This window comes from Ruegeria sp. CDSA089, from assembly GCF_059612205.1.
Genome location: NZ_JBXWQD010000001.1, coordinates 83,159 through 108,938 on the forward strand (window position 1 = coordinate 83,159; position 25,780 = coordinate 108,938).

Consider the following 25,780-nt stretch of genomic DNA (forward strand, 5'->3'; position numbering starts at 1 on the left):
GGGCTATGGGCGATTCACTTCCGGTTTCAGAGCTGACAGAAGACAGCGCGCGCGCAGAACTTGCGCGGTTGGCCGAACTGCTGGCGCGGGCCAATACGCAGTATCACACGCAGGACGCGCCCGAGATTTCGGACGCGGAGTATGATGATCTCAAACGTCGCAATACCGAGATCGAGAAGCGCTTTCCCCATCTGAAACGCGCAGACAGCCCATCCGACCAGGTCGGCGCCAAGCCGGGTGATGGGTTTTCAAAAGTGTCCCACGCCGTACGCATGATGTCGCTGGGCAATGCGTTCGATGATGAAGATGTCGGCGACTTCACCCGTTCAATCCGAAAATATTTGGGCCTTGGCGACGATGCTCCGCTAGCGTTTACGGCTGAACCCAAGATTGACGGCCTGTCCCTGTCCTTGCGGTATAAAGACGGCCACTTGGTGCAAGCCGCAACGCGTGGAGATGGCGAGGTTGGCGAAAACGTCACCGCCAATGCACGCACCATCTCGGACATTCCGCACCGATTGGAGAATGCTCCAGCGGTGCTCGAAGTGCGGGGCGAGGTTTACATGTCGCACGCGGATTTCGATCAGTTGAACGCGCGGCAAGCGGAGGCAGGCGAGAAGACATTCGCCAACCCACGAAACGCGGCTGCAGGATCGCTACGGCAACTGGATTCGGCGATTACTCGGGCGCGACCATTGCGCTTTTTCGCTTATGCTTGGGGAGAGCTGTCCGCGCCCTTGGCTGAGACGCAAATGGGCGCCATTGAACGGCTTAAGCAGTACGGCTTTTCGACCAACCCCCTGACGGCCCTGTGTGAGACGACGCATCATATGCTGGACCACTATCGTGGGATCGAAGCCCAGAGGGCAACACTTGGCTATGACATTGATGGTGTCGTCTACAAGGTCAATGATCTTGCGTTGCAAGCGCGATTGGGGTTCCGGTCGACCACGCCACGTTGGGCGATCGCTCATAAATTCCCCGCTGAACTGGCCTGGACCCGGTTGGAGGCCATCGACATCCAGGTCGGTCGTACCGGAGCGCTCAGTCCTGTGGCTCGGCTACACCCAGTGACGGTCGGCGGTGTGGTCGTCTCGAACGCGACCCTGCACAATGAAGACTACATTGCCGGGCGCGACGCCAAAGGCGGGACCATCCGGGACGGCAAAGATATTCGCGTCGGCGACTGGGTGCAGGTCTATCGCGCAGGGGATGTGATCCCAAAAATTGCAGATGTTGATATCTCAAAACGCCCTGATGATGCGGTCGAATTCACCTTTCCGAAAACCTGTCCGGAATGCCAAAGCCAGGCAATCCGCGAGGAAGGTGATGCCGTTCGGCGGTGCACGGGCGGCATCATTTGCCCCGCACAGGCCATTGAAAAACTGAAACATTTCGTCTCACGTAAGGCCTTCGACATTGAAGGCTTGGGGGCTAAGCAGATCGAAATGTTCTATGACGATCCTGATCTGTCCGTCAAAACGCCCGTCGATATCTTCACGCTGCAAACGCGTGACGCGGCAAATCTGAATAAGCTGGCCAATCGCAAGGGATGGGGTGCGCAAAGCGCGGGCAACCTTTGGGCTGCGATTGACGAAAAACGCCTTATCCCGTTTGGGCGGCTGCTGTTTGCCCTTGGGATTCGCCACATGGGCGAGGCGGCCTCGAACCTGGTGGCGACCCATTACGGAGAATGGTCTGAATTTGAGCGGGCGGTGACGGCCGCCTCCGGGTTCGAAGGGCCGGAATGGGATGAATTGCTGAGCATTGACGGCGTCGGCGAGGTGATGGCGCGCGCGCTTGTGTCCGCCTTCGCACAAGAGGCCGAGCGGGCGAGCATCGACGCTCTGGTCGCGCAGCTTGAGGTTCAACCAGCCAAACGGCCCGACACCGATGGCAGTCCGGTGGCCGGAAAAACCGTGGTTTTCACCGGCACACTGGAAAAAATGACGCGGGCGGAGGCGAAAGCACGGGCCGAGGCGCTAGGGGCGAAGGTGTCCGGTTCGGTCAGCAAAAAGACCGACCTTCTGGTGGCGGGTCCCGGTGCAGGGTCTAAGGCCAAGAAGGCCGCTGAATTGGGGATCGAGACATTGGACGAGGATGGCTGGCTACACCTGATAGGCGCGGCATGACCGGACGACCAGAAATCCTGTTTCCCCTGTTTGCCGGGTTGGAAACGCTTGATGGGGTTGGTCCCAAGACGGCGCAGCTTTTGACCCAAAGCGGAACCGAAGCGCCGCGTGATGTCTTGTTCGGTCTGCCTTACGCTGTGATCGACCGGCGACGGCGGGACACGATCCAAGGAGCAGATTTACCCTCGACCCTGACGGTAGAGGTTACGGTCGGCGCGCATCGGCCCGCACGAAACAAGGGCGGAGCCTATCGCGTTCATGTCGAAGATGCGCAGACAGAATTTCAACTGGTGTTTTTCCATGCCCGCGGGGACTACCTGAAAAAGGTATTGCCGCAGGGCGCTCGTCGCGTGGTTTCGGGAAAGTTGGAGCTGTTCGACGGAATGGCGCAGATGGTACACCCCGACCACATGCTGCCGGTCGAAAGCGCGGGGGATATCCCGGAATTCGAACCTGTCTATCATCTGACGCAGGGCGTGACCCAGAAAACGGCCTATAAGGCCGCGCGCAGTGCGCTTGCGCGGGCACCGAAACTGGCAGAGTGGATAGATCCGTCACAGATCGGCAGAGAGCAGTGGCCTAACTGGTTCGATGCGGTTACTGCGGCGCACAACCCTTTGGGGGCGGATGACGTGTCACCTCATGCCCCGGCGCGGGCGCGATTGGCTTATGATGAGTTCTTTGCGCATCAGGTGACTTTGGCCCTCGCGCGTCAACGGGAACGCAAGGCGCGGGGGATTGTCAGTGTGGCGACCGGGCGGTTGCAATCCAGGGTTCTGGCAGATTTGCCCTACAAACCCACCGGCGCGCAGATGCGGGCGATTGATCAGATCACCGAGGATATGGCCTCGGACGCGCGGATGAACCGCTTGCTTCAGGGCGATGTCGGCGCTGGTAAAACGCTGGTGGCTTTCATGGCACTGTTGGTCTCGGTCGAGGCGGGCGGGCAGGGTGTCATGATGGCCCCAACCGAGATTCTGGCGCGCCAGCATCTGGAAGGGTTGCGCCCCTTGGCGGAAAGCGCGGGGATCGTGCTGGAGATCCTGACCGGGCGCGATAAAGGCGCGGAGCGGCGCGCTAAGCTTGAAGCGTTACAACAGGGTAATATCCACATCCTCGTCGGCACTCATGCGGTGTTCCAATCTGATGTCGCCTTCCGGGATTTGCGCCTTGCCATCGTGGATGAACAACACCGGTTCGGTGTGCGGCAACGGATGGAGTTATCGGAAAAGGGGCAGGGCGCGGATGTGCTGGTGATGACGGCGACACCGATCCCACGCAGTCTTGCGCTGGCGCAATATGGGGACATGGACGTTTCGGTTCTTGACGAAAAACCACCGGGGCGAAAGCCTGTGAAAACAGCGGTGATCAGCACGGAACGGATGGACGAAATCGTCGCCCATCTGCGGCGGGCCATCGACGAGGGACGGCAGTGTTATTGGGTTTGCCCGCTGGTCGACGAATCCGAAGTGTCGGATCTGACCGCCGCAGAAGAACGGTTCAAAAGGTTGCGCGCGGTTCTGGGGGAAGGGGTCGTGGGGCTGGTTCACGGTCAGATGCCGCCAGCCGACAAGGACGCCGCGATGAAAGCCTTTCAAGAAGGACAGACAAAGGTTCTGGTCGCGACCACCGTGATTGAGGTTGGTGTAAACGTACCCAACGCGTCGATCATGGTGATCGAACGCGCCGAGATTTTTGGACTGGCGCAGTTGCATCAGCTGCGCGGTCGGGTCGGGCGGGGTGAAGCGGATTCGACTTGTCTACTGATGTATCAACCTCCGCTAACGGACGGCGGTCGGAAACGGCTGGAGATTCTACGCGAAACCGAAGACGGATTTCGCATCTCGGAAACCGATCTTGAGATGCGCGGTGCGGGCGATTTGATCGGGACCGCCCAATCAGGCCTGCCAAAATTCAGAATTGCGGATATCGAGCGACAAGCCGGGTTGATGGCAACGGCCCAGACGGATGCGCGCGCGCTGCTGGCCAAAGACCCCAAGCTGACCTCGGATCGGGGCCGGGCGGTTCGTGTTCTTTTGTGGATGATGCGGCAGGATCAGGCGATCCGTTTAATTTCAGTGGGTTAGTCGAAAAGTTCGCGCAAGTTCACAAATGTTCTTAAAAAGTTCTTTACCGACTCGGTAAAATATGAGAACAAAAGGTCAACAAAGGATTAAAGCTCTGACCGGAGGTGACCTCATGCTGACCCAGATCAAAACCGCTATCAGCCGCTCGCACGCCACTTTGCTGCAAGATGCTGCCGGTGCTGTGTCTTTGGTCGTTATCCTGATGGTTGCCCTGCACCTGCCCGGAGCGTTCTGACCCTTTCTGCCTGCGATCTCATGCCGACAACGCCGCGCTGTCATCCCCATCTCAGTCAAGGGTGACCTGCCTGTCCCAATTCCCTTGAAGGGGCCATGCCTCGGCCCCGTGCGGTATACCGGACCCCACATGAGACACGCACAACCTGCCGCCGCCCTTTCCGCCCGGAAGGTGCGGCGGTTTTTTTCTTAGAGCTGTCCGGTGCGAATAATCTCGAGCACTGCCGACAAAACTGAGTTCACAGCGACCGAAGCCAAGATCATCCCCATGACCCGGCTGATAATCGCAGCGCCCGAGTGGCCAATTAGGCGAATGATCGGCTCAGCCAGCAGCATCAATACAAACGCAATGGCGATGACCGAGATCATAACCAGGGCCGTAATCCCCTGATCCGCAATGCTATATCGGTTGTTGTCGGTCAGAATCACGATGGCCAGCATGGCGCCGGGCGAGGCCAGAGACGGCACCGCCAGTGGGAAGATCGCCGGATTGTGCTGGTGCGACGTATCTTTCTCGTCATCTTCAGCGGCGCGTTGTTCCACATCCTGTTTGCTTTCGCCAAAGATCATAGTCAGCGCAAAAAGAAACAGGATGATCCCACCTGCGACCTGAAAGGAATTGAGACCGATATCCAACGCCTCGATCAACAATTGACCGAAGACGAGGAAGAACAACAAAACTCCGGCACTGATCACCGAGGCTAACAGCGCCATTTTTCGTCGTGCTGCAGCGCCCAGTCCAGCTGTCACCGCTATGAAGACCGGAATGGTGCCAATGGGATCAATGACGACCCACAGCGTTACAAAATGTTCAAGCAGATTGTTCACCGCGCCCCCTGCATTTCCAAAAGGTTAGACCGGATGCGCGAAAAACGCCATGTTCAGGCGCAGTTGGCTTGCTCGGCCTGTTCCATTGCTTCGGCGGTCGCATCCAAAGCCAACAGGATCGACGCGTGCCGGTTTTTGTAGTCACGCGCAGGCATCAGCACCTCAAGCCCGTCAAACGGTGCATCGGGGGCAGGGCCGTCCTTCTTAAGCATGGCCGCCAGTTGATCCCGCGCGGCTTCGACCTGAGCACGGGTGGCACCGATCACCGCTCCGCCAACAACAGCGGCCGAGGCCTGACCCAAAGCACAGGCTTTCACATCCTGCCCAAACTCTGAAATCCGACCGTCCGTCAGCTTGACATCCACAGTCACCGTCGACCCACACAAGGGCGAGCGTTTCTTCACCGTCGCGTCGGGATCGCTCAGGCGGTCCAGATGCGGAATATCCGCCGCCAGCGCCAGAATACGGCCGGAATACAGCTTGATCAGATCATTGTCGCCGGACATGGCTTTCCCTCGGTTCGTGTTCCCCATACATAGTAAGCATCCACCCGGATGCAAAAGGTTTTTAAGATGACGACCCCTGCGACTTTTGACCCATTGACCCTGACGTTCAACGAGGCTGGGCTGATCCCGGCCATCGCGCAGGACGCAGACAGCAACGAAGTGCTGATGATGGCGTGGATGAACGCAGATGCCATCCGCAAAACGTTGCAGACCGGGCGGGTGACGTATTGGTCCCGGTCCCGGCAATCCTTTTGGATCAAGGGCGAAAGCTCGGGCCATGTACAGGAATTGGTCGATTTCCGCGTGGATTGCGATCGAGATTGTCTGTTGGTGATTGTTCGTCAAACAGGACCGGCCTGCCACACGAACCGGCGTAGCTGTTTCTACACCGCTGTGCGCGACGGTGACGAAACCGAGCTGATGTCACCGATGATCTAAGCCGACCATCGCGCGGATATCGGCGGGCGAAACACCCTCGTCGCGGTATTTCGAGATGGCGCGCGCGTCGTCGCGTTTGGCCAATCGCTTGCCAGCATCATCGCGGATCAGCTTGTGGTGGTGGTAGATGGGCTGGGGAAGATCCAGAAGCACCTGCAGAACCACATGAATGCGGGTGGCGTCGAACAAATCCTGCCCACGGACCACATGCGTCACATTCTGCGCGGCATCGTCCAGCACTACCGACAGGTGGTACGACGTGCCCATATCTCGCCGGGACAGCACGACATCTCCGATTGTGTCGGTCAGTTCCCGATCCGAGAAGGAGACACGGCCGGTGCTTCCGCATGGTCCGCAACCGGTTTCAAAGAAGTGAAATTCACTCTTAACCTTAACAGTTTGCGCGGCTTTCTGCATGTCCAGGCGCAGCGGAATATCGCGTGGCATCGGACCTGAGCGAACTGCTTTCTCGCGGCACGTACCGGGATAAACGATACCGTCTGGTCCCAGCAAAGGCGCGCCTTCTTGTGGTGCGCTGGTCGCCGCGGCAATATCGCGCCGGTTGCAGGTGCAGGGATACAGAAGGCCGCGTGACCACAATTGCTGCAACGCGATCTCATATACCTCCATCCGCGTCGACTGCCGAAGGACGGGTTCGGGCCATGTCAAACCCAACCATGAGAGGTCGTCGTAAATCTGCTCTTCCCAATGTGAACGAGCGCGGGTGCGGTCGATGTCTTCGATCCTCAGCAAGAACTGACCTTCGTGCTGCCGCGCCAAGTCGCTGGCCAGCAAAGCCGAAAAAGCGTGACCAAGATGAAGAGGGCCGGTTGGGGATGGCGCAAACCGAGTGGTGAAAATCACGCTTTTTCAACAATGTAGACGTCAGATTTCAGGTCCATACCCGGCAGGTGCGGACCGTATTCCCGAAAAAGCAGCCGGGCGGCCCCGATATCAAGCCAATCGTTCAATCGACAGGTGTAGCTGTAATCCTTAAGCGTGTGATCATTAAATGAAAACGCCAACAATCCACCCTTGGGCAGCGCCTTCATCAGCATGTCGAAGGTCTCAGGAGGTGCCGCCCCGACGCTGATAACACCGATGGCTGCAATCGCCTTATAGGCCCCTGCGTTAACCGGATTGGGATTGGAAATCTCGAATGAGGACAACTGCCGGTAAACGCCTTTGGATTCGGCCTCTTCCAGCATTCTGGGTGTGGGATCTATGCCGTCGATAACTTCGAACCCGGCGGTCCGCAGCGCCTGACCAGACAGCCCGGTGCCGCAGCCATAGTCAAGGATCGGCGTCTGAGGTTCGGGGAGTTTCGACCACAGCGCCTCGGCCACACGGGTTGGGGTAATATAGCCGTGCGATGCGACCTCGCTGTCGTATGAGGATGCCCATTTCTGATAGTGGTCGCGGGTTGCCTCGGGAGTGTCCAGCCCGTAGACGTCTTTCATGTATTCGTCGCTCATGCCCCCATGTTAGGCCGGTACGGCGCGTTGCGTCCAGTCAGCAATGCGCCAGCCAGTCTGACCACGCCGCCTTGGCCCGATCTGTATAGGCCTTGTAGCGGTCCTTGCGGCCACGTCTGCCACCTTTCAGCCCATCGACCGGGCGGAACAGGCCGAAATTCACATTCATCGGCTGAAAGGTCTTGGCCTCAGCACCGCCTGTGATGTGATGGATCAGTGCGCCCATGGCGCTGTCTTGCGGCACATTTGGCAACTCTTTCCCCAGAATCTGCGCCGCAGCCAGCCGCCCGGCCAGCAGGCCCATAGCGGCGCTTTCGACATAGCCCTCGACCCCGGTGATTTGCCCGGCAAAACGAATGTTGGGTCTGGACTTCAACCGCATCTGTGCGTCCAGAAGGGTTGGAGAGTTAATGAACGTATTGCGGTGAATCCCGCCCAGCCGCGCGAAACTTGCATTCTCCAGCCCCGGAATCATACGGAAAACATCCGTTTGCGCGCCGTATTTCATCTTTGTCTGAAAGCCCACGATATTGAATAGCGTGCCCAATGCATTGTCGCGGCGCAATTGCACAACGGCATGAGGCTTCACATCGGGCTGGTGCGGATTGGTGAGGCCAACGGGTTTCATCGGACCATGGCGCAGGGTTTCACGACCGCGTTCCGACATCACCTCGATCGGGAGGCAGCCATCGAAATACCCGGCGGTTTCGCCTTCGTGGAACTCGGTCTTGTCAGCAGCCAACAAGGCATCAATGAATGCCTCGTACTGGTCGCGGTCCATCGGGCAGTTCAAATAAGCGGTGCGCTCTTCCTCGGTCTCGCCCTTGTCATAGCGCGACTGCATCCAGGCCTGGCTCATGTCGATGCTGTCGGCATAGACGATGGGTGCAATTGCATCGAAAAAGGCGAGCGAGTCGGTGCCGGTTTCCGCCCGGATCGCCTCACCCAGCGCAGCCGAAGTCAGTGGCCCGGTTGCAAAAATCCATTGGCCGTCATCGGGCAGGGTGGTTACTTCCTCCTCGGACACCTCGACTCGTGGATGGGCCCGTAGCTTGGCTGTCACGGATTCGGCAAAGGGATCACGATCCACCGCCAGGGCGCCGCCTGCCGGCAGCCGATGGGCATCAGCGGTTGTCATAATCAACCCGTTCGCGGCGCGCATCTCCCAATGCAGCAAGCCAACGGCGTTCTGTTCATCATCATCCGAACGGAAGGAGTTCGAGCAAACCATCTCGGCCAGGTTACCGGTCTGGTGCGCAAAGGTGCCCACTTTGGGCCGCATTTCGTGGATCATAACATCCACGCCCATTTCCGCCGCCTGCCAGGCAGCCTCGGACCCGGCCATGCCGCCGCCCACGATATGCAGTTTCTGTGTCATGCGCAGCCACATAGGGCAGAGCGCGCGCCAACGCAAACACCTGTTGGGTCAGATTGTCTGAAGAAGGGAAATTTTGGGGTCGCCGCTGCGGGAATGTCAACGCCGGTGAGAGAGACCAGCTGGAGGGACCTTCCGCCTACGGCGACCCAAAATCGGTTTTCAGGCCATAGCCTTGTCTCAGCATTGCCACAGTGTCGCCGTTTTGAAAAGTCCCAAAATGCGGAATCGGGCAGAATTCCCAAGAAACAATTGCGTTATTGTTCCCAATTTGGCGTTCTTTTTTCGATAAATGCAGAGATTCCTTCCTCGGTATCCCGGTGCATCATGTTCTGCGCCATCACTTCGCCGGTATGCGCGTAGGCTTGTTCAATGGGCATATCGAGCTGCTGATAGAACGCTTCCTTACCGATTTTCACTGCCGATCCCAACTTTTCCGCCAGTTGTTCCGCAAGGGATTGTGCCTCATGCTCCAGCAGCATTTCCGGCACGGCCCGGTTGATCAGCCCCAGTTCTGCCGCACGTTCAGCCGTTATGAAATCGCCTGTGGTCAGCATTTCAAACGCTTGTTTTCGGGGAATATTGCGGCTGAGCGCAACCATGGGTGTCGAACAAAACAGGCCGATATTCACGCCATTGACGCCGAACCGCGTCGTCTCTGCCGCCACGGCCAGATCGCAAGTGGCAACCAGCTGGCATCCAGCGGCCGTCGCGATGCCATGAACCTGAGCGATGACAGGTTGAGGCAAGGACTGAATTGTCAGCATCATCTGTGCGCATCTGCTGAACAAGTCCTGGAAATAGGCCTTGCCCCCATCTTCGCTTTGACGCCCCGCTGTCATCTGCTTCAGATCGTGGCCCGCGCAAAAGGCTTTGCCCGAGCCCGACAAGACCACCGCGCGGATAGTCCGGTCGTCGCGCAGGGCATCAAACTCGGTTTGCAGCGCCGCCAGCATTTCGTCGCTGAGGGCATTCAGACGTTCCGGCGCATTCATCGTCAACCTTGCGACCGCTCCGGTGTCGCTGCGTTCCAGAATTCCCATCTTGCCCTCCGATCTGATGTGAGGCCAACTCTAGGTCGGCAAATCGAGGAGGGGAAGCATGTCATTGGCCTTAGACCGGGAAGAATTGACTGCCTATATGAAACAGGTCTTTCCGCAGGTGCATCGGGATTTCGTGGTTGAGGACTTGACCGAGGACACGATCACCATGCGGTTGGTGGTCGAAGACCGGCACTTGCGGCCGGGCGGTACGGTTTCAGGGCCGTCCATGTTCGGTCTGGCCGATGTCTGTGTCTACGCGATCATTCTTGCGCGCAAGGGCCGACAATCTCTGGCCGTCACAACTGGCTGCTCGATGGACTTCATGCGCAAACCCGATGGAGACCAAGACATGATCGCACGCTGCACCCTGTTGAAGCTGGGAAAGGCTTTAGCCGTAGGTGATGTGCTGATGTATTCGGAAGGCTCTGACAAACCCGTTGCACGTGCCACGATGACCTATTCGCTGCCGCCCGAAGGGTCTGCCGCCGCGGCATTCGGATAAAAAATGGCCGGGACGAGCCCGGCCAAGGAAGAGGTCCCAATAAAGGGACTGGGGATATCTTACCCGTGCCAGAACGGGCGTTCGATTTCGCGGTTGGCCTGATCTCGGGTCAACCCGACATCACGCAGCAACCGATCATCCAGCTTCGACAAATTGACTCTGCTGCGGCGCTGTCGCTCCCACTTTGTGACAGTCGCCGCAAACCGCACGGCCAGCGATGCGATCAGCGGCAGCCGAGGGCTGTCGTTCAGCAGCAAAAGGGCGGGGGTGTGCATTGCGCGTGTCATCTTGGGTATCCTTTCAAATTGTATTGACACAAACGTAATATGTTCGGTATATTTGACTGATACATTCGACATTGTGTCAAAATCAAAGGAAGAATTGTAATGGATACAATTTGGCCAGAGTCTCTACCGAAATCCAAGGGACCTAAGTATACACTTGTGGCCGATACAATTCGAAAAGCTATTGATAACAAATTATTGGAGGTCGGAACTAAGCTGCCTCCGGTACGAGAACTGGCGTATCGGTTACAAATTACGCCGGGCACCGTTGCGCGTGCGTATACGATTCTGACGGATGAGGGATTGTTACAAGCCGAGGTGGGGCGCGGTACATTCGTGGCCCCGCCGAAATCGCCGATTCTGGATGATGTCTGGGCGCGGCAGTTGCATCTGCGCGACGACAAGTACAATGCCAGCGTCAGCCTGTTTAGCCCGCGACTGGCGGATGTAGGGCAGGTGGCTCTGATCCGAGAGTGTTTGCAAAAGGTCTCGCAATCTGATCCGGGGCTGTTTCTGAATTATCCCACCCGCGATGCGTATATACCGATGCGCCAAGCCGTAGTTGACTGGCTGTCCGATCTGCCATTGGGGCCGTTGTCGCATGACGATATTGTACTGACACATGGCGGGCAGAACGGATTGTGCCTTGTGTTTCAAACGATTCTGCGTGGCCCTAAACCTTTGGTCCTGGTCGAAGACCTGTCCTACGCCGGGTTCCGCCGTGCCGGAGAACTGATGCGGGCCGAGGTGGTCGGCGTGAAGATGGACAAATGGGGCATTGACCCTAGCGCCATGGAGCACGTCCTACGTCAAAACCCAGCGCAGGCTGTCTGCGTTTCTCCGGAAGTTCAGAACCCGACTGGCGCGCATACACCGCTGGAGCGTCGCAAAGAAATTGTCGAGGTCGCCCGTCGCTTTGACCTGCAAATCATCGAAGATGACTGCTACCGAATGGGGGATGCGCGCGAGCCCAGTTACCGTGCCTTGGCTCCCGAGCGGGGGTGGCATGTCTCGTCCATCTCAAAAACACTGACGCCTGCGCTGCGCGTCGGTTTTGCTATTGCCCCGCGAGAACGCAGTGTCGATCTTCGAAGGTCGGCGGAATACGGGTATTTCGGATTGGCGCAACCGCTGGCGGAACTGACCCGGCTCATGCTGTCCGACCCGCGCACCCGGCGAATTGCCCGCGATGTACGCGAGAAGATGGGGGAATATGTGCGCGTGGCTGTAAATTCTTTGGGTGGGTTTGACCTGAACTGGGCGCCTGATGTGCCGTTTGTCTGGCTTAACTTGCCCTCGGGCTGGCGTGCTGCTGCATTTAGCCGGGCGGCTGAGCGGGAAGGGATCCAACTGCGATCCGCCGATGAGTTCGCCTTGCGCGATGGACGCGCGCCGAATGCAGTGCGCATTGCGATGAACGGGCATGTCTCGCTGGAACTGTTCGAAGATGCAATGCAGCGCCTGCGCAATCTGTTGGACAACCCGCCCGAGCAAATCAGCGTTTAAATTGGGGTAAAATAATACCTATTTTATAAGTAACTGTTTTCACGACATTTAAAAGAGATTACTGCAGTTGACCTGCGCAACGCTCCCCTCTAAATACGCTCCATCGAATTCGGGCCGCTCCACACGGGGGCGGTCTTTCACATCAAACAGGACTATCCTGCCATGAAAACCTTTTCTGCAACACCTGCAGACATCGACAAGAAATGGATCCTGATCGACGCCGAGGGCGTTGTTCTGGGTCGTCTTGCTTCGATCGTCGCCATGCGCCTGCGTGGCAAGCACAAAGCGTCGTTCACCCCGAACATGGACATGGGCGACAATGTTATCGTGATCAACGCTGACAAAATCCAGATGACCGGCAAGAAGCGCGAAGAGAACTTCTACTGGCACACTGGCCACCCGGGCGGCATCAAGTCGCGCACCAAACAGCAGATCCTGGAAGGTGCACATCCTGAGCGCGTTGTTGTTCAGGCCGTCAAGCGAATGCTGCCGGGCAACCGCCTGGCGCGCAAGCAGATGACCAACCTGCGCGTTTACGCCGGTGGCGATCATCCCCATGAGGCGCAAGCGCCCGAAGTTCTGGACGTTAAGTCCATGAACAAGAAAAACACCCGGAGCTAATGACCGATGGCTGATCAGATCAATACTCTCGAAGAGCTGAGCGCCGTCGCAGGCGTTGAAACCGTGGCCGAAGAAGTCATCGTGCGTGAACCCGTGCGCGACGAGCTGGGCCGTTCCTACGCCACCGGCAAGCGTAAAGACGCTGTTGCACGCGTTTGGATCAAGCCGGGTTCCGGCAAAGTCACCGTGAACGGCAAGGACCAGGACAAGTACTTTGCTCGTCCCGTTCTGCAGCTGATCCTGCGCCAGCCGTTCCAGGTTGCCGGTGTAGAAGGTGAGTTCGACGTTGTTGCGACCGTAAAAGGCGGTGGCCTGACCGGTCAGGCCGGTGCGGTCAAGCACGGCATCTCGAAAGCGCTGCAGCTCTATGATCCCTCGCTGCGTGGCGCGCTGAAAGCCGCTGGCTTCCTGACCCGCGACAGCCGCGTTGTGGAACGTAAGAAATACGGTAAGCGCAAAGCGCGTCGTTCGTTCCAGTTCTCGAAGCGTTAATCGCGACGGACACCGAATTGGAAAGGGCTCGCCTCGGCGAGCCCTTTTCCTTTGATTTATTCTTCGTAGACCAGTTTCCAGGCCCCATCTTCGACAACGCTGACAAAGACAGTATCCGCGCCCTGATGGTCGTCTGGACCATAGGTGATCTGGTTTCCGACCAGATCATCCTTGTAGTTCAGGGACTCCATGGCCGCGATAAAGCTGTCATGGGTCAGATCAGGGCCTGCGGCCTCTAGCGCTTTGACCATCATCTCGGCGGCCGAATAGCCCAGCATCGAGAAACCGACAGGGTCTTCGCCCGTGGCCTCCTTGTATTCGGCGATGAACGCGGCCGGGGCAGGCTCTTCCGCGCGCGCCCAGAGGTCCAGCCAGGAGGCCGCTGCATAGAACCCGTCGGTTACGCCACCGGGTACTTGCGCAACCACGGTCAGGAAACTGGCCGAAGTACCAAGGAACTTCATATCCGCTAGCCCCATCTTTTTGGCCGTGCCTACCACGGTGATGGCCTGCCGCACTCCCAAAGCCATTGTGACGATATCGCAGCCTTCCTCCTTGAGCTTGCTTAGAGAGCCGACGAAATCCGTCTCATCCGGTTTGTGCGTGGTTTCAGCGACAAATGCGATCCCAGCCTCTTCGGCCCCCGCTTTGCTGCCTTCCAGAATTTCTTCGCCGAAATCGGTGGGCAGGTACATGGTGCACACGGATTGTGATCCGAATTCTCCGTTCAGATATTTCACCCCTATCCGGGCCTGATCAAAATAGGTCGAGAACGAGGTGAACTTATTCTTCATAGGCTCTTGCAGCATTTGCCGCGCGGCTGTCAGAGGCGCCACGTTCGGAATACCCTTCGGGTCCAGCAGTTTGAATCCGGCCACGTTCATCGGCGTGCCCAGTGACTGCAGCATGGCAAACACCTTGTCGCGGTTCAGCAGCTTGTTATAGCCCTGCATCGCGCGCGGCATCTGATAACCGTTATCCTCAACCACGAAACGGATTTTGCGCCCGTGCACGCCGCCTTCGGCATTCACGCGGTCAAACACTACATTTGCGCCCTTGGTGGCCGGAACTCCAACGGCAGCGAAAATACCGCTCAGGTCGTTGACCGATCCGATGACGATCTCATCGTCGCTAACACCTTGTGTCTCAGCACCTGCAACAGTTGCCGCAGCCGTCAAAGCGGTGGCGGTGGCCAGCTGTTTGATCACGTTCCTCATGTTTCTCCTCCCTTTGGGTAAACCCTTATCTAATTGTACATATCTTCAATGAGATCTGCGTGTTTCTTTTCCACAAAGCTGCGTTTCAGCTTCATAGTGGCCGTCAGCTCTTCGTCATCGGCGGTCAGCAACACGTTGATCAGGCGGAAATCCTTGATCTGTTCGACCCGCGCAAATTCCTTGTTTACCGCGTCGACCTCAGCCCTGATCTGATCGCGTACCTCAGGCGCGGCACAGAGTGAGGCGAAGTTCGAAAACGGAACTTTGCGGTCCTGCGCAAACTTCTCGACGTTCTCCTGGTCGATCATGATCAGCACCGTCAGGAACTTTCGTTGGTCGCCGATTATGACAGCGTCCGAGATATAGGGGCTGAATTTCAGGCGGCTTTCGATCTCGGCCGGGGTGATGTTCTTGCCGCCGGCCGTGATAATGATGTCTTTCAGTCGCCCGGTGATTGTCACATAGCCGTCGCCGTCGATCTGCCCCATATCGCCTGTGCGCAGCCAGCCATCGGCGGTGAAGGTCTCGGCGGTTTTGGCATTGTTGCGCCAATAGCCCTGAAAAACATTCAAACCTTTGATCTGAATTTCACCGTCATCTGCAATACGCACATCATTGCCCGGCACCGCGCGGCCAATGGTGCCGATTTTGTTGTGCTCGGTCGTGTTCAGCGTCGCCAGTCCCGAGGTTTCGGTCATCCCGAACCCTTCGACAATGGGCACCCCGATGGACCAGTACCATTTCAGAAGGTTAGCCGAGATGGGCGCCGCTCCGGTGCCGCCACGCCGCATCCGGTCTAGCCCCAGCATCCGCCGCAGATTGCGCAGAACCAACCGGTCCCACAGCCAGAACTGCGCGCTCACAGCGGCGGGCACCGGCTTTCCGGCCAGGATATACTCGGCCCGCGCCATACCCGCGTTCACGGCCATCCCAAAGGCGGCGCGCCCTGCGGGGGTGGCGTCCTGCGCCAGAATCTGAACCTGAGAATAGATCTTCTCCCACACCCGCGGGACGGCGGTAAAGGTGCTGGGCGAGACCTCTTGCAGGTTCGCAAACACGGTTTCGGGGCTTTCGGCGAAATTCACCACGCATTTCGACGCAAGCGGCAGGTAAACCGATACATCACGTTCCAGGATATGGCACAGCGGCAGAAAGCAAAGCTGCTCATCCGTTTCCAGCGAGGGCAGGGCGTGCGCACCGCATTCAATCGCGGCCAGGATGTTCTCGTGACTCAGCATCGCGCCCTTAGGCGCCCCAGTGGTGCCCGAGGTGTAGACCAACAGAGCCGTGTCCTGCGGCGAGGCCAGGGCGATCTCGGCTTCGAACCGGTCAGGCTCTTCGGCTTCAGCCCGTCGTCCGATGTCATACAGATCGCCAATCATCAAGCAGCGGTCGTGGCTCAGATCATGCAGGCCCTCATCCTCGAGGATGATGACGTTCAGCAGACCGGGAAGCTCGGTTTCGACCTCGAAGAACTTGTCCAACTGTTCTTCGTTCTCGACCACAAGAAAGCGGCTGTCGCTGTCATTCACAAGGTATTTCAATTGTTTGGCAGAATCGGTGGTGTAGATGCCCGAAGCAATGCCGCCCACACATTGGATGCCCATATCGAACCACGCCCATTCCTTGCGGTCCTCGGACAGGATTGAGACAACCTCGCCCCGTTGCAGCCCCAGCTTCCGTAAGGCCAGCCCGATCCACTTGGCATGTTGCCAGTAATCGGCCCAGGAATAGGACTTCCATATGCCGAAGTCCTTTTCCCGATGTGCAGTGCGGTCGCCCAAATCGGCGCAGCGTTTCTGAAACAACGCGCAGATCGTCATGCATTCATCCACCAGCACGGGGCGTTGGCCGGGGGTAGCGTTGAACTGGATGCCGTTGATCTTGGTCTGAGGGGGCAGTGTGCTGATATTCATGCCGCTTACCTCCAGGTTTTCTTGCGTTTCCAGCGGCGGTTTTCCCGCGCGCCGTCTTCCTGCACGCCCAGATAAAAATTCTGGATATCCTCGGATTGCATCAACACATCCGCCGCCCCGTCCATGACGATACGGCCGACCTCCATCACATAGCCATGATGGGCCAGTTCCAGCGCGGCATTGGCGTTCTGTTCGACCAGCATCATGGTCATGTTCTGTTCGTCATTCAGGCGTTTGAGGATGCCGAAAATCTCCTGCACCAGCAGCGGCGACAGACCCAGCGAGGGTTCGTCCAGCAGCATGATCTTGGGGTTCGCCATCAGCCCGCGCCCGATTGCCAGCATTTGCTGCTGTCCGCCCGAAAGGGTTCCGGCCTCTTGGGTGCGACGCTCTTTCAGGATCGGGAAGTAGGAAAACACCAACTCGCGGTCATGATCGATCTGCCCCTTGTCGGTCGCCGTGTAGGCCCCAAGGCTGAGGTTTTCATCGACTGTAAGCAGAGGGAACACCTCGCGCCCCTCAGGGACATGAACGATGCCTTTTTGCACGACTTTATGCGGCTCGGACCCTTGGATTTCTTCACCGTCAAAGGTGATCTTGCCTTTTTCGGGGTCCATCACGCCGGACACGGTTTTCATCAGCGTCGTCTTGCCTGCGCCGTTTGCGCCCAGGATCGATACGATCTGCCCCGGATGCACATCCAGCGACACGCCGCGAATGGCCATGATCGGGCCGTAGAAGCTTTCGACATTGCGGATGGTCAGGATCGGCGCGCTCATGAGGCCTTCCCCAAATAGGCCTCGACCACAGCCGGGTGGGATTGCACCTCGGCCGGTGTTCCCAGCGCCAGCATCGCACCATCAGCCATCGCCAACACGCGGTCAGACACGCCTGAGACCAGCCCCATGTCGTGTTCGACCATCAGCACCGTAATCCCCATCTGCCTGCGGATATCGTCGATCCACCAGCGCAGATCCGACGTCTCCTCGACCGACAGGCCGGATGCAGGTTCGTCCAGCAACAACAGTTTGGGTTCCGTGGCCAGTGCACGGGCAACCTCGACCACTTTGCGGACGCCGTAAGGCAGGCCAGAGATCATCTTGTCGCGGTAGGCCTGCAGGTCGAGGAAATCTATGATCTCTTCGACCTTTTCGCGGTTTTCCAGCTCTTGCCGCCGGGCCGAGGGCAGGAACAGAACCTCTGATATCAGGTTTGTTTTTCGATGGCGGTGCCGTCCGACCAGCAGGTTCTGCAACACGGTGGCATGTTCGAACAGTTCGATATTCTGGAACGTCCGCGCCACGCCATAGGCTGCCACGCCAGAGGGTTTGACCTGCAGCAAATCATGTCCGTCAAACCGAATAGAGCCCGCAAACGGGTCGTAGAAGCGTGAGATCAGGTTGAATACCGTCGACTTACCCGCGCCGTTGGGGCCGACAATGGCAAAGACCTCGCCTTCTTCGACCGAAAAGGACAAGTCATTCACCGCCGTGAGGCCACCGAATTTCAGGGTGACGTTCTGGAACGCGAGCAGGCTCATCTGAGGCGCTCCGTCTTGAGGTAGGATTTCTGACGCTTGAACATGTCCTTGCGGTAGAACGGGAAAAGCTCGAACCACGTGCGTATTTTCAGCCATCGGCCATACATGCCCATCGGTTCAAACAGGATGAAGGCAATTAGGATCATGCCGAAGATGCCGAATTCCAGCCCCGGAATGGCGACGGTATTGCCGCCGAACAGGGCACCCACATATTCCTTTGAAATCGACAAGAATTGCGGCAGGAACCCCACGATGATCGCGCCCAGAAACGCGCCGTGGATCGACCCGAGCCCGCCGATCACGATCATCATCAGCAACTGGATCGAGATCACGACACTGAACGTCTCGTTGTTGAACGCGCCCGAGAACATCCCCATCAGCGCACCCGCCCATCCGGTGACGGCACAAGACAAAGCGAAAGATATCATCTTGGTGCGCGCGATATCGACACCCATCGCCTGCGCCGAAACCTCGGAATCGCGCACGGCGATGAAACTGCGTCCCAAAGGCGCGCGCAGCAAGTTAATAAAACCCAGCGTCACCAGAACGGCGACCACCAGCACCAGCCAGAAGAAATGTACCGGAGTGCCCCAGCGGTCGATCGTCAGGCCGAAAATGTCGACCCCACCGATGAACTTGCCGCCAACGCCGCCGGTGATCGGCTCGGCCAAGACGATGACATCATCCATCAGGATCGACAGCGCCATGGTGAAGATTGCCAGATAAATGCCATGCAACCGCAGGGCAGGGATCGCGACAGTCACGCCCGCAATACCGGTCAGGATACCAGCCAGCGGAAAGGCGATCAGGAAGGGCACGCCCGCCTCAAGCAGGATGACGTTAGCATAGCACCCAAAGGCCAGGAAAGCCGCGTGACCCAGACTGACTTGCCCCGTGTGGCCTGTCAGAACCATCAGGCCCAGACCTGCGATGGCCCAGATCAGGACGTTTGTCAGCTCACCCAGATAGAAATCGTCCAACCACCACGGGGCCGCAGCCACCACCGCCAGTAGGATCAGATAAAGGACCAATTGATGGCCATCTTTCCATGGCCGGATATCCTGCATGTAGTCGGTTTTGAATACAATCCGCATCTGCCTAAACCTTCTTGACCCGAACCTGACTAAACAGCCCGTTGGGGCGGAAGATCAGCACAGCCAGCAACAGCGCATACGGCGCAATCTGGCTGTAGCCTGCTGCGATATAGCGACTGGCAAAGGGTTCGATGACACCGACGATCAGCCCTCCGGCCAGCGCACCGGGCAGGCTGCCGAACCCGCCGATCACGGCGGCGGCAAACGCCTTGATCCCCAGCAGACCCGTGGTCGGATCGACCGACCCCTTTGCGGCAAACAGGATACCTGCGATCCCGGCGACCACGCCCGCAAGACCCCAGATGAACCCTTGCACCCGCTTGACCGGAACGCCCATGTAGTAAGCGGCCAACTGGTTTTGAGAGGCGCCTTGCATTGCCAGCCCTAACTTGGTCCGGCTGAAGAAAACATACAGCGCCCACGTCAGCAGGATGGTGACGAAGATGACGGCCACATCCTCCATCCCCAGCACCAGCCCGCCGAACCGCACCTCTTTCCCGGCCAGCGGGTTCTGAAGCGTCTGCGGCTCGTGCCCCCAGATCAACCCGGCCACAAACCGGATCACAAAGCCCAAGGCGATGGTCAGGATTACCACAGCCGTCTGACTTTCTCCGAACAGCCGTCGGATGATCAACCGATCAAGCAGATATCCCAACGCTCCCATAATCCCCAATGAGATTGGTAGCGCCAACCAGAATGGCAGCCCCATATATTCGGTATTGGTCAGGCCGATGGTGACGAACGCGCCCAGCATCATGAAATCGCCCTGCGCGAAATTCACCGCCTCGGTCGCTTTGTAGATCAGAACAAAACCGAGTGCGATCAGGCCGTAGACACAGCCATTCGCCAGCCCGCTAATCAGCAGCTGCGCGTTATCCAACTTCACCTCCCAATACCGGTTTGTCCGGCATTCTTCGTCCCCCTCGGCCACGATGACCAAAGGGCTTTGTTCTACTATGGGGTGACAATCACCTTTCCGTCACTCTTTTTTAGCGCATGGGCCAGATCTGACACCACGTTTCTGAGCGGCAGGCGGTCTGCAACATCTGTTTTCCACCGACCATCGGCGAAACGTGCCTGAACCTCGGCCACAACCCGCATCTGATCGGCGGGCGGGGTGGTGGTCATCCACTTGGTTAGCCAGAAGCCTTCGATCTGCTTACCCATGAAAATCATCTGGCCCATCTGGGTCAGTTTGGGCAGATCGGGGCTGAGCTTGCCATAGCACACCCAGCGCGCGCCATTTGGCATTGCACAAAACACCTGCTCGGATATCTGGTCGGCCACCGCATCCAGGAAAACGCGCGGTTTCAGAGCGTGACTCAAGTCGGTTAGTTTTTTCGGCATGTCCGGGTCAGACGTCACCAGAACCTCATGCGCGCCAAGATACTTCAGACTGTCTACCGCATCCGCCCGGCGCACGATGGCAATGGGTTTCAGGCCCAGATCGCGACCCAAACTGCACATCAGCTTGCCCAACTGGCTTGTCGCGGCAGAGACTATGAAAGCCTCGCCGGCATTTCGCGCGATATCCACCATCGCCATGGCCGTCATCGGGTTCACGATCTGGGCCGAGCCGTCCTCATCCGAAATCTCGGGCCTCAGGGGGATGCACATCATCGCCTGTGTCACCACATATTCAGCCCACGCCCCGGCGCCCGCCGCAACGAAGGCCACACGCTGACCGTTCAGGACTTCGGCCCCGGCACCTGTCGCAACCACATCGCCGCATCCCTCAAACCCTGCGGCGGCTCCCTTAACGCGGGGCTGGCCGTATTCGCCTTTGATAAAGTGAATATCCGACGGATTTACCGAGGCCGCGCGCAGCCTGATCAACACCTGACCGGGGCCCGGAGCGGGCACCGGCAACTCCGCTTCACTCAACCATTCTGCGGCGTCTTCCAATACTGGGCCGGTGGCCGTTCCTGAATACCCGTCCTGTGTCTGAACAACGGCAAACATGGTTGATGGCGGTGTGTTCATTTCAATCCCCTGAAAACAACAGCTTGAAGCATCCCGTGTATGGTTTGATACAAAAACGTCTTTCGGCATTGTAACCCTCAGGCCAGCCAATCACGTGATCCGGCAAGGGTCAACGCAGGGCAAAGCTTACGTCGCGCAACGGCGCAGGCAATTGCAGAACTCAATTTGCGTTCAACAACTCTCGCAGTTCCTGAATTTTCGCGGCAAGCGTTTCGGGCGAGGCCTTGATCTCCTCCAAGATAGCTGTGGCCTGTGTTTTGATGTCCTGCGCCAGATCGCTGTCCTGAACCGAGGCCATAAGGGTATCGTAGTCGAAATTCTGAACGGTCAGCATTCCTTCTTCGATCCATTGGTTCATCAAGTCCTGCCCCTGATTGGCCAGAGCGGCGACTTCCTGACCAGCCTGATCAACAAGCTGGCTGGCTGTTTCCCCAATGGTCTCAGAGGGTGTCTCATCCGGGGCCGTCGCCGTTGCCGGTTCGGGCGCCTCTGACGTATTGAGGTAATAATAACCGCCCGCCACGATCGCTGCCACAAGGATGGCTGGAATTAGTTTCTGCATCTTACGAATCTCCTTTAGTTTTATAAACTTAAGATGATTTGAATATATGCATTGCCCAAGGGGAATTACGTGCGCCAAGCGTCACCCAAGCGAATTGGGCTACCTTGTGCCGATACGGCCCAACCAGCAGGCAAGAACACGCCGTCCGGCGGGTGTTTCGGAATTGGGCGTCACTAGGGAAAGTGGCGGAGAGACAGGGATTCGAACCCTGGGTGGGCTTGCACCCACAACGGTTTTCGAGACCGCCCCGTTCGACCACTCCGGCACCTCTCCGCGGGGGTCTGTGAGGGGGGGATTTAGTGAGGAACGCGCAGGGGTGCAAGCAGAAAATTCCCCAAATTCACTCTTCTGGGATTTTCCATTGCCTGATGGCGTAAATCACCTAGGGTCTATGTCCATGACACATATCGCTCGCTTCTTCGCATTGCCCGTTTCACTGCTTCTTTTCGCGCTGGCCGCGTTGCCGTCCCATGCGGCCACAGCGGATCGCGACCGGATTGAAGCGTTTCTGACCACCACAGGCTTTGACGTCGCGTTGCAAAGTATCGCGCTGGCCTCGGCCTCGGCTCCGCAGATGTTGGGGATTGATCCCGAAGGGTTCGGGTCGGACTGGGCGCGTCTGACCGAAGAGGTGTTCGACACTGATGATATGCATGAAACCGCAGTGGCTATTCTGGAACAAACGCTCAGCAATGAGGCGCTGACACACGCGGTCGAATTCTATGCCTCGGATCTGGGGCAGCGGCTGGTCGTGGCGGAAAACGCCGCTCATATCCACGAAGACGAAGATGCCAAGCAGTTGGAGGGCCAGAAGATCGTCGCCGACCTGATTCAGCAAGGGTCACAGCGGGTCGAAGAGTTGAAGCGCATGAACAATGCGATCGATTCCAGCGGCACCGCGCTGCGGGCGCTGCAGGAAATCCAGATCCGGTTTCTGCTGGCCGCAAGCGCGTCCGGTGTGATCGACCTGCAAATGGATGCGGGCGATCTGCGTGAGTTGATGAAACAGAACGAAGGCGCCATGCGGCAAGCCATTCAGCTTTCGGCACTGGCTGGCGCGGCCTACACGTATCAGGATTTCTCGGATGCCGACGTGACCGCCTATGCTGACGCATTAGAACAACCCTTGATGCAAGAGGTCTATGAGCTGCTCAATGCCATCCAATATGAAATCATGGCGATGAAATTCGAGGTTCTGGCCGCGCGGATGGCCGATCTTCACCCAGCACAGGACATCTGATGCGACTGCTGGCGGCCGTCCTTTCACTTGCCCTGAGTGTGACCCCAGCGGTCGCCGAGCAGATTGACCGTTTGATGACGGCCCTGCACATGGACGAGGTGATCGAACTGCTGCGCCACGAAGGGCAGATGCAGGCGCAAGAGATAAACACAACGATGCTGGACGGGGCAGGCGGAGCCTATTTCGCAACACAGATCGACATGATCTACGACCCCGACTGGATGCGCGACCAGTTTTCCACCGCCTTTGTGGAAACGCTGTCAGACAGCCAAATGGAACGCGCCGTGCTGTTTTTCGAAAGCGATCTGGGACAGACCGTTGTGCGGCTTGAAAACTCTGCCCGTCAGGCTTTTCAGGACGAAACCATAGAAGAGATGGCGCAAGACGCGTATTCCGCACAGGATCAGGACAGCACATTCTTCCAACTTGTGGATGAGTATATCGAGGTCAACGAGTTGATCGAGAAGAATGTTAAAAGCGCCGTGAGCGCAGATTATAACTTTTTCCGAGGCTTGAATTCCGAAATTGGCGGCGATGATGGCGAGGTTCTGGCCCAGCTTCTCGCTGAAAAAGACGCCATCACGCAAGAAACGCGTACGTGGCTGTATTCTTTCCTTCTGATGGCTTATCAACCGCTGGACGAGGCGCAACTGCGCGAGAACATCGCCTTTTCACGGACCCAGACCGGCCGCGCTGTGAACGAGGCCTTTTTCGACAGTTTCGACCGCACCTATGACAAGATCTATTACCGGTTGGGTCTTGCCGTTTCACAGGTACTGCGCGGCTCGGATCTTTGAGTTGCTTTTGATGTTGACTTTCCCTCGCATTCTATGGATAAGCGCGCATCCCGGCCGGTTCTTCCGCGCCGGGTATCGTTATTATTGACCCAAGGGGCTGATCCCACGGGTCGTCACACAGCCCGAAAAGGGCGCGCTGTTCGAGGTGGCGAACGCCAGCAACACCCAGCAGGGGACCACAGAACGCGGTTAGACAAAGGAAAGACGCATGTTTGCGGTCCTCAAGACTGGCGGCAAGCAGTACAAGGTTCAGGCGGGCGATGTGCTCCGCGTTGAAAAGCTGGCTGCCGACGCAGGTGAAAAAGTTCAATTCAACGATGTTCTGATGCTGGGCGGTGACGCTCCGGTTGTTGGCGCACCTTTCGTTGAAGGCGCAGGCGTACAGGCCGAAGTGATCGAACAGATCAAAGGTGACAAGGTCATCAAGTTCGTCAAACGCCGTCGTAAGCACAGCTCGAAGCGTACCGTTGGCCACCGTCAGAAACTGACACTGGTCAAAATCACCGACATCCTGTCGTCGGGCGCTGACAAGTCGGGCATCAAAGCAGCTACCGGTTCTGCACCGGCTGGCGAAGCGGCACCTGCTGCAAAGCCTGCCAAGAAAGCTGAAGCCAAGGCAGAAGCACCCGCCGCCGCTGCGGCTGCTGCTGACGATCTGACCAAGCTGAACGGTGTCGGCCCCGCCGCTGCCAAAAAGCTGAACGACGCAGGTATCGAGAGCTTTAGCGCTCTAGCCGCCTTGTCGGACGAGCAGATTGCTGCTATCGACACCATCAAAGTGAAGCCCGAATGGGTTGAGCAAGCCAAAGAGCTGGCTCAAGGCTAAGGAGAGAGAGAATGGCACATAAAAAAGCTGGCGGTTCCTCCCGTAACGGTCGCGACTCTGCTGGTCGCCGCCTTGGCGTGAAACTCTATGGTGGCCAGGCGGCCATCGCAGGCAACATCATCGTACGTCAGCGCGGCACCAAGTTCTGGCCGGGCGAAGGCGTGGGCATGGGCAAAGATCACACCATTTTTGCAACTGTTGATGGCGCCGTGAAGTTCCATAAGGGACTCAAGAACCGCACCTTTATTTCGGTCCTGCCAGTGGCGGAGGCCGCAGAGTAAGCCGAAACCCTAAAGGTTTAGAAATAAATGGGGGACCGGCAGAAAATGCCGGTCCCTTTTCTCGTTTTTAACACAGTTTTGACCTATGAGCCCGATGACACTCCCAGCAAGCACCATACCGCCCCTGTTTCAGGGACGCATTGCCCATGCGGTTGAAGATCGTCTGGGCCGCAAATATCTGATGTGGGCTGTAATTGGTTTCACTGTTACGTCCGCAATTTATGTGTTGTTCGGAGGAGGACCGCACTCATGAAGCTTGAGACAATAATAAACCAGCCGGTGATTGAAACCGAGCGGTTCGACCTGCGCCCGTTGCGCCGGTCGGATATGGGTCTCATTGAACATTATGCAGGTGATGAGCGCGTGGCGCGGATGACGTCGTCTATTCCGCATCCATTGCCGCCTGGCTCGATCGAGGCATTTGTGAACCGTGCCATGTCCGAGGACCGGGACGAAGACGTCTGGGCGATGGATGCCACCAAGGACGGCGGGCCGGAACTGATCGGTTTGATCTCGCTGACACGGCTGGATCGCAACCAGTCCGAGGTGGGCTATTGGGTTGCGCCGGTCTATTGGAACACCGGAATTGCTTCGATGGCGGTGGAAACGCTGGTTGCGGCGAACCCGCTGGAAAACGCCACGATGTTCGCCAGCGTATTTCAGGACAACCCGGCCTCGGCGCGGGTCTTGACCCATTGCGGGTTCGAATATCTGGGCGACGCCGAAACATACTCGGTGGCGCGTGACGCGAACGTGTCCACCTGGACATATACAAAGAAACTCTGACTTGTGGCCGATGGG

Annotated in this window: 28 protein-coding genes and 1 tRNA gene; 13 read left to right on the forward strand and 16 right to left on the reverse strand. The window is 57.8% G+C overall.

Annotated features, from left to right (window positions below; all coding sequences use genetic code 11):
- The first annotated feature begins 5 nt into the window (after window positions 1-5).
- The 3 genes from ligA to AC2FJ6_RS00445 all read left to right on the forward strand — a co-directional run bounded on the left by ligA (window position 6) and on the right by AC2FJ6_RS00445 (window position 4,454).
- Complete coding sequence (ligA, locus tag AC2FJ6_RS00435) at window positions 6-2,132, forward strand: NAD-dependent DNA ligase LigA (RefSeq protein WP_480873773.1); 2,127 nt, start codon at window positions 6-8, stop codon at window positions 2,130-2,132.
- The gene (gene recG, locus AC2FJ6_RS00440; protein ID WP_480873776.1) at window positions 2,129-4,219 is read left to right on the forward strand and encodes an ATP-dependent DNA helicase RecG; all 2,091 of its coding nucleotides are present in this window, start codon (window positions 2,129-2,131) and stop codon (window positions 4,217-4,219) included. The genes ligA and recG overlap by 4 nt, the downstream gene beginning before the upstream one ends.
- A gap of 112 nt (window positions 4,220-4,331) precedes the next feature.
- Complete coding sequence (locus AC2FJ6_RS00445; protein ID WP_269150150.1) at window positions 4,332-4,454, forward strand: hypothetical protein; 123 nt, start codon at window positions 4,332-4,334, stop codon at window positions 4,452-4,454.
- 188 nt (window positions 4,455-4,642) lie between these two features.
- On the opposite strand, the gene AC2FJ6_RS00450 is transcribed toward AC2FJ6_RS00445, so the two are convergent.
- Together AC2FJ6_RS00450 and AC2FJ6_RS00455 are read right to left on the reverse strand one after the other, a co-directional pair.
- On the reverse strand, window positions 4,643-5,281 hold the full coding sequence (locus tag AC2FJ6_RS00450) for a MarC family protein (RefSeq protein ID WP_170769714.1): 639 nt from the start codon (window positions 5,279-5,281) through the stop codon (window positions 4,643-4,645).
- 53 nt (window positions 5,282-5,334) lie between these two features.
- Window positions 5,335-5,787, reverse strand: coding sequence for an iron-sulfur cluster assembly scaffold protein (locus tag AC2FJ6_RS00455; RefSeq protein WP_170769715.1), 453 nt, complete (start codon window positions 5,785-5,787; stop codon window positions 5,335-5,337).
- 48 nt (window positions 5,788-5,835) lie between these two features.
- On the opposite strand from AC2FJ6_RS00455, the gene hisI reads away from it, so the two are divergent.
- Window positions 5,836-6,225, forward strand: a complete 390-nt coding sequence (gene hisI / locus AC2FJ6_RS00460) for a phosphoribosyl-AMP cyclohydrolase (protein ID WP_170769716.1) — start codon at window positions 5,836-5,838, stop codon at window positions 6,223-6,225.
- On the opposite strand, the gene gluQRS is transcribed toward hisI, so the two are convergent.
- The 4 genes from gluQRS to AC2FJ6_RS00480 form a co-directional block, all read right to left on the reverse strand.
- Window positions 6,211-7,089 carry a tRNA glutamyl-Q(34) synthetase GluQRS gene (gene gluQRS / locus AC2FJ6_RS00465; protein WP_170769717.1) on the reverse strand — a complete coding sequence of 293 codons (879 nt, stop codon included), beginning with the start codon at window positions 7,087-7,089 and terminating at the stop codon, window positions 6,211-6,213. The genes hisI and gluQRS overlap by 15 nt on opposite strands.
- On the reverse strand, window positions 7,086-7,700 hold the full coding sequence (locus AC2FJ6_RS00470; protein ID WP_170769718.1) for a class I SAM-dependent DNA methyltransferase: 615 nt from the start codon (window positions 7,698-7,700) through the stop codon (window positions 7,086-7,088). The genes gluQRS and AC2FJ6_RS00470 overlap by 4 nt, the downstream gene beginning before the upstream one ends.
- Window positions 7,701-7,737: 37 nt before the next feature.
- The gene (trmFO, locus tag AC2FJ6_RS00475; protein WP_170769719.1) at window positions 7,738-9,078 is read right to left on the reverse strand and encodes a methylenetetrahydrofolate--tRNA-(uracil(54)-C(5))-methyltransferase (FADH(2)-oxidizing) TrmFO; all 1,341 of its coding nucleotides are present in this window, start codon (window positions 9,076-9,078) and stop codon (window positions 7,738-7,740) included.
- A 254-nt stretch (window positions 9,079-9,332) separates the two neighbouring features.
- Window positions 9,333-10,118: an enoyl-CoA hydratase gene (locus AC2FJ6_RS00480; protein ID WP_170769720.1), complete on the reverse strand. Its 786-nt coding sequence runs from the start codon at window positions 10,116-10,118 to the stop codon at window positions 9,333-9,335.
- 58 nt (window positions 10,119-10,176) lie between these two features.
- On the opposite strand from AC2FJ6_RS00480, the gene AC2FJ6_RS00485 reads away from it, so the two are divergent.
- The gene (locus tag AC2FJ6_RS00485; protein ID WP_170769721.1) at window positions 10,177-10,620 is read left to right on the forward strand and encodes a PaaI family thioesterase; all 444 of its coding nucleotides are present in this window, start codon (window positions 10,177-10,179) and stop codon (window positions 10,618-10,620) included.
- A 59-nt stretch (window positions 10,621-10,679) separates the two neighbouring features.
- Here AC2FJ6_RS00485 and AC2FJ6_RS00490 read toward each other — a convergent pair whose 3' ends face one another.
- The gene (locus AC2FJ6_RS00490; RefSeq protein WP_170769722.1) at window positions 10,680-10,907 is read right to left on the reverse strand and encodes a DUF1127 domain-containing protein; all 228 of its coding nucleotides are present in this window, start codon (window positions 10,905-10,907) and stop codon (window positions 10,680-10,682) included.
- A gap of 99 nt (window positions 10,908-11,006) precedes the next feature.
- Between AC2FJ6_RS00490 and AC2FJ6_RS00495 the strand changes: the two genes are divergently transcribed.
- The 3 genes from AC2FJ6_RS00495 (at window position 11,007) to rpsI (ending at window position 13,523) form a co-directional block, all read left to right on the forward strand.
- Window positions 11,007-12,410 (forward strand): aminotransferase-like domain-containing protein, encoded by a 1,404-nt coding sequence (locus AC2FJ6_RS00495; protein WP_170769723.1) that lies wholly within the window; start codon window positions 11,007-11,009, stop codon window positions 12,408-12,410.
- 162 nt (window positions 12,411-12,572) lie between these two features.
- The gene (gene rplM / locus AC2FJ6_RS00500; protein ID WP_170711488.1) at window positions 12,573-13,031 is read left to right on the forward strand and encodes a 50S ribosomal protein L13; all 459 of its coding nucleotides are present in this window, start codon (window positions 12,573-12,575) and stop codon (window positions 13,029-13,031) included.
- A gap of 6 nt (window positions 13,032-13,037) precedes the next feature.
- A complete protein-coding gene (gene rpsI / locus AC2FJ6_RS00505) occupies window positions 13,038-13,523 on the forward strand; it encodes a 30S ribosomal protein S9 (RefSeq protein WP_039535473.1) in 486 nt (161 codons plus the stop codon).
- Between the two features lie 56 nt (window positions 13,524-13,579).
- On the opposite strand, the gene AC2FJ6_RS00510 is transcribed toward rpsI, so the two are convergent.
- The 9 genes from AC2FJ6_RS00510 to AC2FJ6_RS00550 form a co-directional block, all read right to left on the reverse strand.
- Complete coding sequence (locus tag AC2FJ6_RS00510) at window positions 13,580-14,740, reverse strand: ABC transporter substrate-binding protein (RefSeq protein WP_170769724.1); 1,161 nt, start codon at window positions 14,738-14,740, stop codon at window positions 13,580-13,582.
- 29 nt (window positions 14,741-14,769) lie between these two features.
- The gene (locus AC2FJ6_RS00515; RefSeq protein ID WP_170769725.1) at window positions 14,770-16,656 is read right to left on the reverse strand and encodes an AMP-dependent synthetase/ligase; all 1,887 of its coding nucleotides are present in this window, start codon (window positions 16,654-16,656) and stop codon (window positions 14,770-14,772) included.
- 5 nt (window positions 16,657-16,661) lie between these two features.
- Window positions 16,662-17,435, reverse strand: coding sequence for an ABC transporter ATP-binding protein (locus tag AC2FJ6_RS00520; RefSeq protein ID WP_170769726.1), 774 nt, complete (start codon window positions 17,433-17,435; stop codon window positions 16,662-16,664).
- Window positions 17,432-18,196 carry an ABC transporter ATP-binding protein gene (locus AC2FJ6_RS00525; protein WP_170769727.1) on the reverse strand — a complete coding sequence of 255 codons (765 nt, stop codon included), beginning with the start codon at window positions 18,194-18,196 and terminating at the stop codon, window positions 17,432-17,434. The genes AC2FJ6_RS00520 and AC2FJ6_RS00525 overlap by 4 nt, the downstream gene beginning before the upstream one ends.
- Entirely contained in the window at window positions 18,193-19,290 is a 1,098-nt protein-coding gene (locus tag AC2FJ6_RS00530) for a branched-chain amino acid ABC transporter permease (protein ID WP_170769728.1), read from the reverse strand. The genes AC2FJ6_RS00525 and AC2FJ6_RS00530 overlap by 4 nt, the downstream gene beginning before the upstream one ends.
- A gap of 4 nt (window positions 19,291-19,294) precedes the next feature.
- Window positions 19,295-20,170 carry a branched-chain amino acid ABC transporter permease gene (locus tag AC2FJ6_RS00535; RefSeq protein WP_170769729.1) on the reverse strand — a complete coding sequence of 292 codons (876 nt, stop codon included), beginning with the start codon at window positions 20,168-20,170 and terminating at the stop codon, window positions 19,295-19,297.
- Between the two features lie 74 nt (window positions 20,171-20,244).
- Complete coding sequence (locus tag AC2FJ6_RS00540; RefSeq protein ID WP_170769730.1) at window positions 20,245-21,273, reverse strand: alcohol dehydrogenase catalytic domain-containing protein; 1,029 nt, start codon at window positions 21,271-21,273, stop codon at window positions 20,245-20,247.
- Between the two features lie 160 nt (window positions 21,274-21,433).
- Entirely contained in the window at window positions 21,434-21,835 is a 402-nt protein-coding gene (locus AC2FJ6_RS00545) for a hypothetical protein (protein WP_170769731.1), read from the reverse strand.
- 183 nt (window positions 21,836-22,018) lie between these two features.
- Window positions 22,019-22,108 (reverse strand) — tRNA-Ser (locus AC2FJ6_RS00550).
- A gap of 124 nt (window positions 22,109-22,232) precedes the next feature.
- Between AC2FJ6_RS00550 and AC2FJ6_RS00555 the strand changes: the two genes are divergently transcribed.
- The 5 genes from AC2FJ6_RS00555 to AC2FJ6_RS00575 all read left to right on the forward strand — a co-directional run bounded on the left by AC2FJ6_RS00555 (window position 22,233) and on the right by AC2FJ6_RS00575 (window position 25,765).
- A complete protein-coding gene (locus tag AC2FJ6_RS00555; RefSeq protein WP_170769732.1) occupies window positions 22,233-23,075 on the forward strand; it encodes a DUF2059 domain-containing protein in 843 nt (280 codons plus the stop codon).
- Window positions 23,075-23,872: a DUF2059 domain-containing protein gene (locus tag AC2FJ6_RS00560; protein ID WP_170769733.1), complete on the forward strand. Its 798-nt coding sequence runs from the start codon at window positions 23,075-23,077 to the stop codon at window positions 23,870-23,872. Before AC2FJ6_RS00555 ends, AC2FJ6_RS00560 begins: the two co-directional genes overlap by 1 nt.
- A gap of 208 nt (window positions 23,873-24,080) precedes the next feature.
- Window positions 24,081-24,698 (forward strand): 50S ribosomal protein L21, encoded by a 618-nt coding sequence (locus AC2FJ6_RS00565; protein ID WP_170769734.1) that lies wholly within the window; start codon window positions 24,081-24,083, stop codon window positions 24,696-24,698.
- A gap of 11 nt (window positions 24,699-24,709) precedes the next feature.
- On the forward strand, window positions 24,710-24,979 hold the full coding sequence (gene rpmA, locus AC2FJ6_RS00570; RefSeq protein WP_010440093.1) for a 50S ribosomal protein L27: 270 nt from the start codon (window positions 24,710-24,712) through the stop codon (window positions 24,977-24,979).
- Window positions 24,980-25,228: 249 nt separating this feature from the next.
- The gene (locus AC2FJ6_RS00575; RefSeq protein ID WP_170769735.1) at window positions 25,229-25,765 is read left to right on the forward strand and encodes a GNAT family N-acetyltransferase; all 537 of its coding nucleotides are present in this window, start codon (window positions 25,229-25,231) and stop codon (window positions 25,763-25,765) included.
- Window positions 25,766-25,780 lie beyond the last annotated feature (15 nt).